General features: G+C 56.3%; 10 protein-coding genes and 14 tRNA genes. 7 read left to right on the top strand and 17 right to left on the bottom strand.

The features are described 5' to 3' along the window. The first annotated feature begins 29 nt into the window (after positions 1-29). Entirely contained in the window at positions 30-1403 is a 1374-nt protein-coding gene (locus GQF02_RS01970) for an EAL and HDOD domain-containing protein (protein ID WP_160794439.1), read from the top strand. Between the two features lie 145 nt (positions 1404-1548). Here GQF02_RS01970 and GQF02_RS01965 read toward each other — a convergent pair. From GQF02_RS01965 to GQF02_RS01945, 5 genes are all read right to left on the bottom strand, one after another. Next, positions 1549-1624: transfer RNA gene (locus GQF02_RS01965), tRNA-Thr, on the bottom strand. A gap of 54 nt (positions 1625-1678) precedes the next feature. Next, positions 1679-1755 (bottom strand) — tRNA-Pro (locus tag GQF02_RS01960). Positions 1756-1838: 83 nt separating this feature from the next. Next, a tRNA-Pro gene (locus tag GQF02_RS01955) sits at positions 1839-1915 on the bottom strand. 32 nt (positions 1916-1947) lie between these two features. Then, positions 1948-2024: transfer RNA gene (locus GQF02_RS01950), tRNA-Pro, on the bottom strand. Positions 2025-2055: 31 nt separating this feature from the next. Next, positions 2056-2132: transfer RNA gene (locus GQF02_RS01945), tRNA-Pro, on the bottom strand. 87 nt (positions 2133-2219) lie between these two features. Here GQF02_RS01945 and GQF02_RS01940 point away from each other — a divergent pair. Then, positions 2220-3224 carry a recombination-associated protein RdgC gene (locus GQF02_RS01940; protein WP_160794437.1) on the top strand — a complete coding sequence of 335 codons (1005 nt, stop codon included), beginning with the start codon at positions 2220-2222 and terminating at the stop codon, positions 3222-3224. 217 nt (positions 3225-3441) lie between these two features. Then, the gene (locus GQF02_RS01935; RefSeq protein ID WP_328698584.1) at positions 3442-4872 is read left to right on the top strand and encodes a catalase; all 1431 of its coding nucleotides are present in this window, start codon (positions 3442-3444) and stop codon (positions 4870-4872) included. A 243-nt stretch (positions 4873-5115) separates the two neighbouring features. On the opposite strand, the gene GQF02_RS01930 is transcribed toward GQF02_RS01935, so the two are convergent. Next, positions 5116-6054, bottom strand: a complete 939-nt coding sequence (locus GQF02_RS01930; protein ID WP_160794433.1) for a dihydroorotate oxidase — start codon at positions 6052-6054, stop codon at positions 5116-5118. Positions 6055-6640: 586 nt separating this feature from the next. On the opposite strand from GQF02_RS01930, the gene GQF02_RS01925 reads away from it, so the two are divergent. Beyond that, on the top strand, positions 6641-7633 hold the full coding sequence (locus GQF02_RS01925) for a sulfate ABC transporter substrate-binding protein (protein WP_160794431.1): 993 nt from the start codon (positions 6641-6643) through the stop codon (positions 7631-7633). Positions 7634-7671: 38 nt separating this feature from the next. After that, positions 7672-8490, top strand: coding sequence for an EAL domain-containing protein (locus GQF02_RS01920; RefSeq protein ID WP_160794429.1), 819 nt, complete (start codon positions 7672-7674; stop codon positions 8488-8490). Between the two features lie 692 nt (positions 8491-9182). Here GQF02_RS01920 and GQF02_RS01910 read toward each other — a convergent pair. The 6 genes from GQF02_RS01910 to GQF02_RS01885 form a co-directional block, all read right to left on the bottom strand. Next, positions 9183-9256: transfer RNA gene (locus tag GQF02_RS01910), tRNA-Cys, on the bottom strand. Between the two features lie 39 nt (positions 9257-9295). After that, a tRNA-Gly gene (locus GQF02_RS01905) sits at positions 9296-9371 on the bottom strand. A gap of 30 nt (positions 9372-9401) precedes the next feature. Then, positions 9402-9477, bottom strand: a tRNA-Gly gene (locus tag GQF02_RS01900). A gap of 19 nt (positions 9478-9496) precedes the next feature. Next, positions 9497-9572: transfer RNA gene (locus GQF02_RS01895), tRNA-Gly, on the bottom strand. 19 nt (positions 9573-9591) lie between these two features. Continuing rightward, positions 9592-9667 (bottom strand) — tRNA-Gly (locus GQF02_RS01890). Positions 9668-9686: 19 nt separating this feature from the next. Then, positions 9687-9765 (bottom strand) — tRNA-Gly (locus GQF02_RS01885). A gap of 23 nt (positions 9766-9788) precedes the next feature. On the opposite strand from GQF02_RS01885, the gene GQF02_RS01880 reads away from it, so the two are divergent. Next, positions 9789-9861: transfer RNA gene (locus GQF02_RS01880), tRNA-Gly, on the top strand. Between the two features lie 34 nt (positions 9862-9895). Here the strand turns inward: GQF02_RS01880 and GQF02_RS01875 are convergent. The 5 genes from GQF02_RS01875 to GQF02_RS01855 form a co-directional block, all read right to left on the bottom strand. After that, positions 9896-9965 (bottom strand) — tRNA-Gly (locus GQF02_RS01875). A 32-nt stretch (positions 9966-9997) separates the two neighbouring features. After that, positions 9998-10073, bottom strand: a tRNA-Gly gene (locus tag GQF02_RS01870). Positions 10074-10152: 79 nt separating this feature from the next. After that, positions 10153-10734: a CDP-diacylglycerol--glycerol-3-phosphate 3-phosphatidyltransferase gene (pgsA, locus tag GQF02_RS01865; RefSeq protein ID WP_124734210.1), complete on the bottom strand. Its 582-nt coding sequence runs from the start codon at positions 10732-10734 to the stop codon at positions 10153-10155. 16 nt (positions 10735-10750) lie between these two features. After that, complete coding sequence (uvrC, locus tag GQF02_RS01860; RefSeq protein ID WP_328698583.1) at positions 10751-12550, bottom strand: excinuclease ABC subunit UvrC; 1800 nt, start codon at positions 12548-12550, stop codon at positions 10751-10753. Then, positions 12547-12957 (bottom strand): DUF4124 domain-containing protein, encoded by a 411-nt coding sequence (locus GQF02_RS01855; RefSeq protein WP_124734209.1) that lies wholly within the window; start codon positions 12955-12957, stop codon positions 12547-12549. Before GQF02_RS01855 ends, uvrC begins: the two co-directional genes overlap by 4 nt. A gap of 141 nt (positions 12958-13098) precedes the next feature. Here GQF02_RS01855 and guaB point away from each other — a divergent pair, with 141 nt between their 5' ends. Then, positions 13099-14559, top strand: a complete 1461-nt coding sequence (gene guaB / locus GQF02_RS01850) for an IMP dehydrogenase (protein ID WP_124734208.1) — start codon at positions 13099-13101, stop codon at positions 14557-14559. Positions 14560-14646 lie beyond the last annotated feature (87 nt).

The raw sequence follows: 14646 nt of genomic DNA, 5'->3' as shown, positions 1-14646 counted from the left end.
CCAATCGTATCCCTGATGGACACATCCCGATGTTTAAAAACCTGTTTGGCAGCCTGACCGGCAAAACCACCGAAAAGACAGAAGACAGCAAAGCAGTACCCGCGCCGCCAGACAACGCCGATCGCCTGCCGCCCTCCTTCGGCTTTATTACCCACCAGCCGGTCTACGATAGCCAGCAAAAGCTGGTGGCCTACGAATTTGTTGCCTGCGATGCCGTGCAGCGTAGCGAGGCCGGTACCAGCCAGTACGCGCAATATGATCAACTGATGCTGGGCACGCTGCTGAATCTGGACGTATTCAGCCTGCTAGCCAAACGCCGTGCCTTTATCAACCTGTCACTGAGCGTGTTGAACAACCCGCAACTGGCTACCCTGGCCGCACAGCGCGTCATCTGCATACTCAACCCCTCGGCCGGAGAACGCATCGGGCAAGCAGAACTGGCTCAGATACAGCAGCTCAAACAGCAAGGGCTATGCTTTGCGCTGGAGCCGACACAGTTCGGAGAAGGACAGCTGACCCCCTCGTTGCAAAACGATCTGTTCGGGCTGATGGACTATCTGATACTCGATTTTTCCGCCTCGGCCGAAGAGGTACTGATCCCGTTTCTGGACAAACTGCCCGCGCGCTTCCCGCGCGCACGCTGGTATGCGCGCAATATCAACTCGATGGAGGCGTACGAAGTCTGCCTGCGCAGCAGTGCTGCGCACGAACGCTTTGTCCTGTTCCAGGGGCCATTCATCACCCAGGTGCGCAAGATAGAGGGTGTACAGACCGACGCTGGCCGGCTGCGCGTGATGGAGATCCTGCGCCTGTTGCGCAGCGGTGCCGACAGCAAGGCGCTGAATGAACAGTTCAAGCTCGACTCGATATTGCTGTTCAAACTGCTGCGCTTTATCAACTCTCCGGCCAACGGCTTAAACCGCAAGATCTCGACGCTGGATGAAAGCCTGCTGCTACTCGGACGGGAAACCCTGTTCAAGTGGCTGACCCTGCTGTTGTTTACCAGCAACAAAGACGATAACCGCAGTCTGGTTTTGCTGGAACGCTCACTGTGGCGCGCACGTTTTATGGAGACCCTGGGCACGGCTGGCGGCAAAAACCGGCTGGAATGCGAGCACCTGTTTCTGACCGGCATGTTCTCCATGCTCGATGCCCTGCTGCAGCAACCGCTAAAAGAAGCCTTACAGCCCTTATCGCTACCACCTACTGTCGCCAGTGCCCTGATTGACGGCAACGGCCTGTTTGCCCCCTACCTCAACCTGACCCTGGGTCTGGAACAAGAACAGGACGAACGTATCCGCACCCTGTCCAGTGAGCTTGGACTCGCCGTCGAACAGGTCAACCGCCTGCAACTGCAAGCCATGGCATGGGCAGAATCGGTGGCGAATGGGGATCAGCCATAAAAAAGAAATAAAGCGGGAATGTGCCAGCGGCCCGGTATAAGCCGCTGGCGTGCCTTGTCCTGTGGACTCAAAGCATATCCATCATGCTCAGGCAAAGAGGAAATAAAAAAGGACCTAGCCCGACGGGCTAAGTCCTTGATTTTTATGGTGCCGGTAAGAGGAGTTGAACCCCCGACCTTCGCATTACGAATGCGCTGCTCTACCAACTGAGCTATACCGGCGAACCAACTTGTAAAAAAGCCTTGATGATTAAAACGATCAAGGCTTTTGAATTCTGGTCGGAGTGAGAGGATTCGAACCTCCGGCCTCTACGTCCCGAACGTAGCGCTCTACCAGGCTAAGCTACACTCCGATTTTTACGGTGAAGACTATTTTTACAAGTCAAAATCTACCGCAAACTTATCGAAGTTTCAACACTGGTAAAACTTGAAGTAATGGTCGGAGTACAAGGATTCGAACCTTGGACCCCCTGGTCCCAAACCAGGTGCGCTACCGGACTGCGCCACACTCCGTCATGAACTTCAAAACACAAGCTGCTGCGTGATGGTCGGAGTACAAGGATTCGAACCTTGGACCCCCTGGTCCCAAACCAGGTGCGCTACCGGACTGCGCCACACTCCGCCTAAAATCATGCTGCTAACTTGTCAAATTGTGGTCGGAGTACAAGGATTCGAACCTTGGACCCCCTGGTCCCAAACCAGGTGCGCTACCGGACTGCGCCACACTCCGCTTTCAACTTTATTTCCCCAGTTGCTACTTTGCCCGTTTGATTGCGGTACAATAATTGCTTCTGAGGACGAGCATTATCTATTAAATATGTGGTTTAAGCAACTCTCTTTTTATCGCCTAAGCGAAAATTCGATTCCTTCTACCGGCAAACTGTCGGAAGTACTGGAAAAACGTCCCTTCTCCCACTGCATGGGTCTGGATTGGTTCAGCGAAGGCTGGGTGCCGCCCGCAGGTTTTCTGGTCGATCCGGTCTATCCGGTACGCGATTGCCTGATGGTCGCGCTCAAGCGCGAAGACAAGGTGCTGCCGGCCGGCGTGATTCGTGACTTTCTCGATGCCAAGATCAGCGAGATCGAAAACACCGAGCTACGCAAAATAGGACGCAAGGAAAAGCTGGAGTTAAAAGAGCAGATTACCGATGACCTGTTGCCGCGCGCCTTCACCCGCTCCGGCCGGCTGACGGCTTATCTGGACACGCGCCGCCAATGGCTAATGGTCGACAGCGGCACCGCCAGCAAGGCCGAAGCACTCGTTTCGCAACTGCGCGATGCACTCCCGCCCTTCCCCGCCGCCTTGCCGCGCACCAAGCTGGCACCACATACCGCGATGACTAGCTGGGTCGCCGATGGCGAAGCGCCATATGGCTTCGAACTGGATGCCGAGTGCGAACTGAAAGATCCGGGCGAGAACGGCGCCATCATCCGCTGTACGCGCATGGATCTGACCAGCGACGACATCAAACAGCACATCGCCAACGGCATGCTGGTGACACGCGTCGGTCTGATCTGGCGCGAGCGCGTACGTTTTGTACTGACCGATGCGCTGCAACTGAAGCGCATCCAGTTTCTTGATGTCCTGCAAGAAGAAGCCAGCGGCGCGGGCGACGATATGGAAAGCCTGTTCGAAGCGACCTTCACCTTGATGAGCGAAGAACTGGGCGATATCGTCGAGGCACTGGTCGAATCGCTGGACGGTTTGACTGACGAGCAACTGGAGGCGACCAGCCAGCCGGTCGCTACACCAGCCAACCCCGAAACCGGCAGTACACCCTCGACACCGGATGGTGGCGACGATGATGTGCCGTGGAATTAAACAAGGGTAAACCGCAAGGAGGCTATGCCTCCTTTTTTATCGATAGCTAAAAGCTAGCTATCAAAAATACACAATCAATTTAACAAAACTATAACTCGCAACCATAATCGCCCCATCAACTGCAGGACATAGCCATGAGCCACAACAGCAACTGGCTAGACATCTGGTTCGAGCTGTACGCGAACCTGGTCTGGCTGCAATAAACCCGATGGAGCGAATGATGACAAAACTCACTACTCAAGCCGGCGCACCGGTCCCCGACAACCAGAATGTAATGACCGCCGGCCCACGAGGCCCGATGCTGCTGCAGGATGTGTGGTTTTTGGAGAAGCTCGCCCACTTCGACCGCGAAGTAATCCCCGAACGGCGCATGCATACCAAAGGCTCGGGCGCTTTCGGCACCCTCACCGTCACCCATGACATCAGCCGCTACACCCGCGCCAAATTGTTCTCGACCATCGGCAAGAAGACCGAGATGTTCGCCCGCTTCTCGACTGTCGCCGGCGAGCGCGATGCGGCGGATGCCGAACGCGACATCCGCGGCTTTGCGCTGAAGTTCTACACCGAGGAAGGCAACTGGGACTTGGTCGGCAACAACACGCCTGTATTCTTCCTGCGCGACCCGCTGAAATTCCCCGACCTCAACCACGCGGTCAAGCGCGACCCGCGCACCAATATGCGCAGCGCCAACAATAACTGGGACTTCTGGACACTACTGCCGGAGGCGCTGCACCAGATCACCTATGTGATGGGCGACCGCGGCATCCCGGCGAGCTACCGCCATATGCATGGCTTTGGCAGCCATACCTTCAGCCTGATCAATGCCGCGAACAAGCACCACTGGGTGAAGTTCCACTTCCGCACCCAGCAGGGCATCAGGAACCTGAGCGACGCCGAAGCGCAAGCACAGATTGGCCGCGACCGCGAAAGCGCGCAGCGCGACCTGTTGGACAGCATCGACAACGGCGACTATCCGCGCTGGACGATGCTCATCCAGATCATGAGCGAGCAGCAGGCCGCCGAATGCCCGTTCAACCCGTTTGACCTGTCCAAGGTGTGGCCGCATGGCGACTACCCGCTGATCGAGGTCGGCGAGTTCGAGCTCAACCGCAACCCGGCCAACTACTTCGCCGAGGTCGAACAGGCGGCGTTCAACCCGGCCAATGTGGTGCCCGGCATCAGCTTCTCGCCTGACCGCATGTTGCAGGGTCGGCTATTTTCCTACGGCGATGCGCAGCGTTACCGCTTGGGCGTCAACCACGGCCAGATTCCGGTCAACGCGCCGCGCTGCCCGTTCCACAACTACCACCGCGATGGCGCAATGCGCATGGACGGCAACCACGGCAGCACGCTCGCCTACGAGCCAAACAGCTACGGCCAGTGGCAGGAACAGCCGGACTTCAGCGAGCCGCCGCTACAGCTCTCGGGTGCCGCGCAGCGCTGGAACCATCGCGATGACAGCGACGACTACAGCCAGCCGCGCGCACTATTCCAGCTGATGAGCGCGGAGGAGCAACAGCGCCTGTTCGACAACACCGCCCGCGCCATGGGCGACGCCGATATCGAAATCAAGCGCCGCCATGTCGCCAACTGCACTCAGGCCGATCCAGCCTACGGCGCAGGTGTCGCCCGCGCACTCGGTCTGTAAGCGCCAGGCTAAGCAGACGCTGGCATGGTGCGGAATTGACCGGCTTATAAATGAGAATTAATATCATTAAATAAACCAGCAAGGAGACTCAGCACCATGTTTGCTTGGATCAGACGTCACCCGCTGCAACGCAGCAGCGGTCTTGCCATCTTCATCGCCGGCTGGCTCAGCCTGCTCTGCCACTGAAGCCGATACGACAACGCCCCGCACTGCGGGGCGTTGTTGCGTGAGCAGCCGGTTGGTTTACATGGTCAGCAGCTTGCCGCGGAAGTCCGCCAGCGTGCGGTAGCCCTTCTCTTCCATGATTGCCGCCAGCTCGTCACGGATGCGCGCGAAACAGCCGGCACCTTCCTCGTACAGACAGGTGCCGACCTGCACTGCTGTCGCACCGGCCAGGATGTGCATAAAAGCCTCGCGCCCGCTCTTGATGCCGCCACAACCGATCACATGCTTGCCATCCAAGAGACGCGAGAATTCGCGCACATTGGCCAGCGCCGTCGGCAGCACATAGTCACCCCCCAGGCCACCCAGCCCAGCCTTGGGCTTGATCACCACCGATTCACTGTCGATATCGATCACCAGCCCATTGCCAACCGAGTTGATGCAGGTCACGTACTTGAGCGAAGGAAAGCTGTTGAGCACAGATGCCATCTCGGCGAAATGGACCGGATCGAAGTAAGGCGGCAGCTTCACGCCAAACGGCTTGTCATACACCTTGACCACTTCGGAGAGGACATGGCTGGACGCGGCAAAGTCGTAGCCGATCTGCGCCTTGCCCGGCAGGTTCGGGCAACTGAGGTTCAGCTCGACCAGGCACGGCAGATCGGCATCGCGAAACGCCTTGAGCATGGTCAGGTTCTCTTCCAGCGTCATGCCCGACACCGAAACAAACAGCGGCTTGCCGCTGGCGTGGTCGTAGTTTTTGGCGTAATCGAGATAGTACTCGTAGCCTGCATTGGGCAGGCCCATCGAGTTGATGCTGCCGTGCGGCGCACGGGCATAGCGCGGCTCGGGGTTGCCCTCGCGCGGCGACAAGGTGCAGCTCTTGGTGACAACGGCCCCGGCGGCGGAAGCGGCGACTGCGTCCAGCTCTTCGCGCGAGCGGCACATCACGCCGGACGCGTTGTACAGGGGGTTCTCCATATTGACACCCAACCAGGAGACGGACAGATCGACGGCCATGCTTGATTCCCTCAAAATAAAAACCGGACTTAAACCTTTCTATTTTAATAGCCAGTACACCCTAAATGCACTGATCAGGATCAAAACTGCAAACAGCAATACCCGGTAAAACGAAAATAAAAGCAAGCAATGGGATTGGACCCCACCTCACCTACAGCATCTATGCACCAGACTGAAAGTAATTGACCACTGACAGACTAACCGGCATCGCCACCGCCAGAGCACCCGAAGAGCAGTCTCACCGCCAGCATCGGCACTGCCAGCCTGCTACCTGACGCACACAGCCCCCCCCCTGCCAGACCAATCACCCAGACAGATGCCGCACGCCACCGCGCCAAGCAAACCGGCCGAAACCGAGTCGAGCCTGCCAGCGCACAAGCAAATAACCATGACAATGAAAATACGTTAAACCAATGACGCAGCGAGAAACACAAGCTTGAGGATACAAAGACGCCATGGTGTGCGCACTCCTACGCAATGCTATTAATTCCAAAAAGTAATTATGAATGCATTATTAATTACTTAACGTACTAACAAACACGCACCATAATCAATTCACCAAATGACATTGACAAGGAGCGCAACCATGAAGACCACCAAATTATTAGCAGCCCTGCTATCACTCGCATTCGCAGGCCACGCCCTGGCAGACATTACCTTACTCAATGCGTCATACGATCCTACGCGTGAACTTTACAAAGATATTAATCAGGGTTTTGCCCAAGACTGGCAGAAGAAGACCGGCGAAAGCGTAATCATCAAGCAGTCGCATGGTGGATCTGGCAAACAGGCCAGATCAGTCATCGATGGTTTGGAGGCAGATGTCGTTACACTGGCACTGGCTGCAGACATTGACGAGATTGCCAGCCATGCCAAGCTGCTACCGCCAGAATGGCAAAAGCGTTTACCGCAGAACAGCACCCCATTCAATTCGACCATTGTGCTTCTCGTTCGCAAGGGAAATCCTAAAAACATCAAAGACTGGGGCGATCTGGTAAAACCGGGTATCCAAGTGATTACACCTAGCCCGAAAACTTCAGGTGGTGCTCGCTGGAATTATCTTGCGGCTTACGCTTGGGCGCTAAAACAGCCAGGTGCGACCGAAGCATCTGCACAGAATTTCCTAAAGAAGCTGTATGCAAATGTACCGGTGCTTGATACCGGTGCACGCGGCTCGACCATGACTTTCGTGCAACGTGGTATCGGCGATGTATTGCTGGCCTGGGAAAATGAAGCCTTACTGGCCAAACAAGAACTGGGTCCAGACAAGGTCGACATCATCGTCCCTCCCCTGTCGATCAAGGCTGAACCACCCGTCGCGCTGCTAGACAAAATTGTCGACAAGCACGGCACTCGCAAACAGGCTGAAGCCTACCTGAAATACCTGTACACACCGGAAGCACAGCGTGCCGCAGCCAAGCATTATTACCGGCCAACCAACCCTGCGGTTGCCAAGGAAACCGCAGCGAATTTCCCCAAACTAAAGCTAGTCACCATCGATCAGCTTGGCGGCTGGACAAAACTGCAGGCCAAGCACTTTGACGATGGGGGCGTATTTGACAAGATTTCTACCAAATAAGCTTATTGTTGACAGGCTGTGCCGAAGGAGGAATCCGAATGAACCGGATAATCAAGCTACTTGAAGGACTGAATGCACGCTTTTCCGATGGCGCGCCAGTCTTTACCTTGCGCAATCACAGCGTAGAAGCCCAAGTCGGGAATATTCGCCTGCAGAGCGCATTCCAGCCCATTGTTCGCGCAAATAATCAGCAAGAACAAGGTTGGGAGGGGTTAGTTCGGCCATTCCTTCCTGATGGCACAGCTATGCCGCCTCCGGTATTTTTCGACGACTTTTCCGTTGGTCAGGAAATGGCACGTATCGACCGTATTTGCCGCTGCCTGCATCTGGCTAACTTCGTATTGGCCAATGGAAATGGCTACCTGTTCCTCAATCTGCACCCTCGCCACCTGCTCAGTGTAGAAGGAACATTTGGCGCGGCTTTTTCCGAAGTGGCGGCACTGGCCGGCATACCCACGGACCGGATCGTGCTTGAAGTACTGGAGCACTGCACTGACGACGAAAAACGTCTCGCTCGTGCAGTACTAGAATTCAAATCACACGGATTTTTGGTTGCATTAGATGACTTTGGCCAGAACAGCGATACACATACGGTTGACCGCCTATTCCAGCTGAAGCCTCACATTGTTAAATTTGACCGGAGTCTGCTGCATATCAGCAACCCCATAGTCTTACCACGATTGATTCGCGCGGTTAGGGAACTCGGTGCCTTATCCGTGATGGAAGGCATAGAAACGGCTGATGAGGCCTCCCGAGCCTATCTGGCTGGGGCAAACCTACTGCAAGGCTTCCACCTTGGGCGTCCTCAATCCAAACCTAAATACAAAATAGCTGCAAACGCCAAGGAGGCTGCATAGCAAGTATCCCGAACCAACACCAAGCTCACCAAGCCTCCGCCACAACTAGCCCAGCATGATCACCCAGCCCTGAGACGCCACACTCTCAGGCATGGACCTTGCCAACTTTTTACGCCGTATTGAAAACCTGATTCGCCTGGGCACGATTGCCGAAATCGACCCAGGCCGTGCCCGCGTGCGTAACCAGCGAATCACCACTGACCGACTGGCTACCATAGCTGCATACCCGAGCCGGCACCCGCCGCGACGGGGAGCCGCCCTACGCGGGCGAACAGATCATGATCTTTAGCCCCTCCGGCGACACGGCCGCCGGCACCGTGCCGCGCGGCATCAACTCCAGCGCCCACCCGGCCCCATCGGCTTTAGGTCAATGAGCTCTGGAGTAACAATACCCTGATCGCGCAGGCATTCCAGACGGGCACGATATATCCCCTCTGTCTCGGTGCTGAAAGTCAGTGATACGGGGCGGAAAGCCTCCCCTTTGCGCCGGACGATGAATTCCCAACTTCCGCTGGAGCGTTGCCGTTTTGTAGCCATGGCTTTATTCGCGCAATCGGCAAACTATATGGACTACGGATGGTACGCCTGTTTTATGGAGTGGTTACACCCCATATTTCGATGAAAAACGGTGATAAATGGAGAGACGAAATAAAAGCAAAAAACCCGTAGATCATTGATCTACGGGTTTTTATTGGAGGCGGGGGTCGGAATCGAACCGGCGTAGACGGCTTTGCAGGCCGCTGCATAACCACTTTGCTACCCCGCCATAAGGGGTGGGAACAAACTTGCGTTTATTCCTAATAACTGGAGCGGGAAACGAGGCTCGAACTCGCGACCTCAACCTTGGCAAGGTTGCGCTCTACCAACTGAGCTATTCCCGCATTGGGTAAAACTTCACAAACTGTCGATTTTGGAGCGGGAAACGAGGCTCGAACTCGCGACCTCAACCTTGGCCAGGTTGCGCTCTACCAACTGAGCTATTCCCGCAAACCGGTCAATCTGTGTGTGGAGCGGGAAACGAGGCTCGAACTCGCGACCTCAACCTTGGCCAGGTTGCGCTCTACCAACTGAGCTATTCCCGCAAACCGGTCAATCTGTGTGTGGAGCGGGAAACGAGGCTCGAACTCGCGCCCTCAACCTTGGCAAGGTTGCGCTCTACCAACTGAGCTATTCCCGCAAACCGGTCAATCTGTGTGTGGAGCGGGAAACGAGGCTCGAACTCGCGACCTCAACCTTGGCAAGGTTGAGGTCGCGAGTTCGCGCCTCGTTTCCCGCTCCACACACCGCTTGACCGGTTTGCGGGAATAGCTTAGTTGGTAGAGCGCAACCTGGCCAAGGTTGAGGTCGCGCGTTCGAGCCTCGTTTCCCGCTGCAGGCAAATTTCTTGAATAAAAGTAAGTGGTTATGCGGGAATAGCTCAGTAGGTAGAGCGCAACCTTGGCAAGGTTGCGCTCTACCAACTGAGCTATTCCCGCATAACCACTTACTTTTATTCAAGAAATTTGCCTGGAGCGGGAAACGAGGCTCGAACTCGCGACCTCAACCTTGGCAAGGTTGCGCTCTACCAACTGAGCTATTCCCGCATCACATTTCTTGTCTTGCTAACGTTGCCGTCTTCAAGAGAATGCGAATTATAAGGATTTTCCGAAGCCTGTCAACACTTCATGCATCCATTTTTTTATCCGCGAACTCTTTTGCCGCCATGCGCAGATAGTAAACCATTGACCACAAAGTTAAAATTACGGCCACAACCATAAATAAATTTCCGATTACCAGCGTACTTACAAACGGAAAAACAGGATCCGCATACAGCAACAGCAAGATAGCCGCCATTTGCGCCATGGTTTTAAGCTTGCCTATGCTCGCCACGGCCACACTCTTGCGCGCGCCCATCTCGGCCATCCACTCCCGCAGCGCAGAGATGGTGATTTCCCGCCCAATGATAATCATGGCCATCCAGCCCTCGGTCCGCCCCAGCTCCACCAACAAAATGAGCGAAGCCGCCACAATCAGCTTATCGGCCACCGGATCCAGAAAAGCACCAAATGCCGAAGTCTGGCCCAACCTGCGCGCCAGAAAGCCATCCAGCCAGTCGGTCACCGCCGCCAAAAAGAAAATCACAGCGCCGGTCACATTGGCAACATGCGAAGACATCAGGCTAGGCGGCAGAAAAAAGATCGCCACGAAAATGGGGATCAGGGCAACCCTGAGCCAGGTCAGGAAGATAGGCAGATTGAACGGCATGGGGTGATCTTTGTTATTAGTGCAAGGCGTTATAAATCAATTCGGCCAGCTTGTGGCTGATTCCTTCGACCCGGGCAAGGTCATCAATACTGGCAGCCTTTACGCCGCGCAGCCCACCAAAACGGGTTAACAACTGCTGACGACGCTTGGCACCGACACCAGGAACTTCTTCCAGCGTCGACATGGTGCGCGCCTTGGCGCGGCGCGCCCGATGCCCGGTAATGGCAAAGCGGTGCGCCTCATCGCGCACAGTCTGAATCAAGTGCAGCGCAGGATGATCGCTGGGTAATTGTAACGTCTTTTGCAGATAAGGGAGGATTAGCGTCTCCAGGCCGGGTTTGCGCGCCTCACCCTTGGCCACCCCAACAATAGGCAGCACAAGACCCAACTCCTGCATCACCTCCAGTGCGACACCCACCTGCCCCTTGCCGCCATCTATCAGCAACACATCCGGCAACTTGCCCTCGCCTTCGGCCAGTTTGCTGTAGCGCCGGGTCAGCGCCTCGCGCATCGCAGCATAATCATCTCCTGCCTTAGCCGTTGCAATATTGAAGCGCCGGTACTCGGCAGGCTGCATCCCCCCTTTGTCGTACACCACACAGGAAGCTACCGTCGCCTCGCCCATGGTGTGCGAAATATCGTAACACTCCAGCCGCGCCACCCCATCCAGTTCCAGCACCTCGGCCAGCGCAGCCAAACGCGCCGATTGACTAGCCTTGCTGCCCGCACGCTGCGCACAGGCAAGCGTTGCATTTTTCTCGGCCATTTCCAACCAGACCCGCCGCTCACCTATCGGATGACTCACAATATGCAAGGCATGTCCTGCACGCGCCTGCAACGCATCACTCACCACCTCCGGAATGGCATGATTGACCACCAGCACGGCAGGCAAAGGCGCCGTCAGATAATGCTGACCTAGAAAAGCCTCCAACATGACTGAAGCATCGCTATCTTCGGCATTAACAGGAAAAAAGCTTTTGTCACCCAGATGACGTCCGCCACGCACCATCACCAGATTGACGCAGGCCACCCCTGCCTCCAGAACAGCCACCACCACATCGACATCAAGTTGCGAGGTGTTACTGGACACGAACTGCTGCTCCTGCACGCGCGACAAGGCCTGCACCTGATCGCGCAGTTCGGCCGCCAACTCGAACTCCAGCGCCTCGGCCGCCTGCAGCATGCGCTGCGACAAACCATCAATCAGCTCACTTTGCTTGCCCGACAAAAAAGCAGCAGCACTGGCCACGTCCTGCGCGTAAGCCCCGGCACTGATTTTGTCCACACAAGGCGCAGTACAACGCTTGATCTGGAATAACAGGCAGGGACGCGAACGGTTGGCAAACACCGAGTCTTCACAGGTGCGCAGGCGGAACACCTTCTGCAAGATCTGGATACTTTCGCGCACTGCATAGCCATTGGGAAACGGCCCGAAATACTGGTGCGGTTTTTTGGGCTCACCACGAAAGTACGCCAGTTGCGGAAAGGCATGAGCAGAAATCATCAGATAAGGGTAAGTTTTGTCGTCGCGAAACAGAATGTTGTAACGCGGCGCCAGTGCTTTGATCAGATTGTTCTCCAGAACCAGCGCCTCAGCCTCCGAGCGCGTTACCGTGGTTTCAATCGCAGCAATCTGGCGCACCATCAACTGAATGCGCGGACTCAGATCCGACTTCTGAAAATAAGAACTGACGCGGCGCTTGAGGTCTATGGCCTTGCCGACATACAGAACCTTGCCGGCAGCATCCAGCATGCGATAGACGCCAGGCAAAGATGGCAGACCGCGCAGAAACTCGGCCACATCAGATACGTTCACGAACCGCACCACTCTTTCACATCCTTGCGGGCCGTTGTCAGGACCGCTTCGCTACGCGGCTTGGCCGCTTCCGCCCGCTCAAGATTGGTTTTGGCGCGACTGCAGTTATCCGCACGCATGCGCCGGTTATAGTCTTCAACCTTTTTATTCAGCTGCGCTGCCTCATCCTGCAGACTTGCCGCCGAGGCAGCCGCCGGCGTCACAGCTTGACCGACTGCCGGCGCGCTCGCTTCGCGCGCAACCGCCACACCCGTACGCACATCCATCTTCTGCGCCTGAGCGCCAGCTGGAGGCCGGTCGGAATAGACCGTACGCCCGCTGGCATCTTTCCACTTATAAACTTCCGCCACAGCGGAAAACGAAGCCAGCAGCAATGTAGCGCCACATAAAACCACTCTGAAATTCATACTCCCCCCGAAACTGCGTAAACAACCTATCCCCCAAGCACGCCTGCTACCGGCATACCACCACAAAATAGGCCCGGCTAGTCTTTGCCTAGCAACCGGATTCGCCTGTATAATCTGCTTTTGCTGCCAAGGAAGCGCCAGATGCGTATCATCGAAAAAGCCTACACCTTCGACGACGTTCTCCTCGTGCCGGCCCATTCCTCAGTCCTGCCGCGCGACGTCACCCTTTCTACCGTTCTTACCCGTAATATCCAGCTGAACCTGCCTCTGGTGTCTGCCGCCATGGATACGGTAACCGAATCCCGTCTGGCCATTTCGATGGCGCAAGAAGGCGGTATCGGCATCGTACACAAAAACATGAGCGTAGAGCGACAGGCGATGAAAGTTTCCAAGGTCAAACGCCATGAAAGCGGCGTGGTCAAGGATCCGATTACCATCGCGCCCGATATGCTGATCCGCGATCTGGTGCTACTGACCCGTCAGCACAAGATTTCCGGCCTGCCAGTCATCGAAGCAGGCAAGGTCGTCGGCATCGTCACCAACCGTGACCTGCGCTTCGAAACACGTCTTGACCAGCAAGTCGCCTCCATCATGACCCCGCGCGATCGCCTGATCACGGTCAAGGAAGGCGCCAGTATCGACGAAGCCCGCGAACTGATGCACTTCCACAAACTGGAGCGCGTACTGGTCGTCAACGATGCCTGGGAGCTCAAAGGCCTGATCACGGTCAAGGACATCATCAAGACTAGCGAACACCCGCGCGCCAACAAGGATGCACAGGGTCGCTTGCGTGTAGGCGCCGCGGTAGGCACCGGTGGTGACACCGAAGAGCGCGTTGCCGCACTGGTTGCTGCTGGCGTGGATGTGATCGTAGTGGATACCGCGCATGGCCACAGCCAGGGCGTGATCAACCGCGTACGCTGGGTCAAGGACAACTACCCGCAAGTTGACGTGATCGGCGGCAATATCGCCACGGCAGAAGCCGCCCTGGCACTGGTTGCAGCCGGCGCAGACGGCGTCAAGGTCGGTATCGGTCCGGGCTCGATCTGCACCACCCGTATCGTGGCCGGCGTCGGCGTGCCGCAGCTGACCGCGATCCACAATGTCTCCGAAGCCCTCAAAGGCAGTGGTGTACCGATGATTGCCGACGGCGGCATCCGCTTCTCCGGTGACATTTCCAAGGCACTGGCTGCCGGCGCCAACTGCGTGATGCTGGGTGGCATGTTTGCCGGCACCGAAGAGGCACCGGGTGAAGTCGAACTGTATCAGGGCCGCTCGTACAAGTCCTACCGTGGCATGGGTTCACTGGGCGCAATGGCACAAGGCTCGTCGGACCGCTACTTCCAGGACAACGAGGCCAATGCCGACAAGTTCGTACCGGAAGGCATCGAAGGCCGCGTTCCTTACAAAGGCCCGATTGCACAGGTCATTCACCAGCTGATGGGCGGCCTGCGCTCCTCCATGGGCTATCTGGGCTGCGCCACCATTGCCGAGATGCACGAGAAAGCCGGCTTTGTTGAAATCACCTCCGCTGGCATGCGCGAAAGCCATGTCCACGATGTGCAGATCACCAAAGAAGCACCAAACTACAACGTAGGCTAAAACCCTCCGCTGTTGCCGGATACCGCACCCAAGATCAGGGTGCGGTTTTTTTACGCCACTCATAATGACGTTAAAATAACACCTTAT

Origin of the sequence: Craterilacuibacter sinensis, from assembly GCF_009831765.1 — a bacterium.
Classification (GTDB): domain Bacteria; phylum Pseudomonadota; class Gammaproteobacteria; order Burkholderiales; family Chromobacteriaceae; genus Craterilacuibacter; species Craterilacuibacter sinensis.
This window is presented reverse-complemented; position numbering and strand designations above follow the sequence as displayed.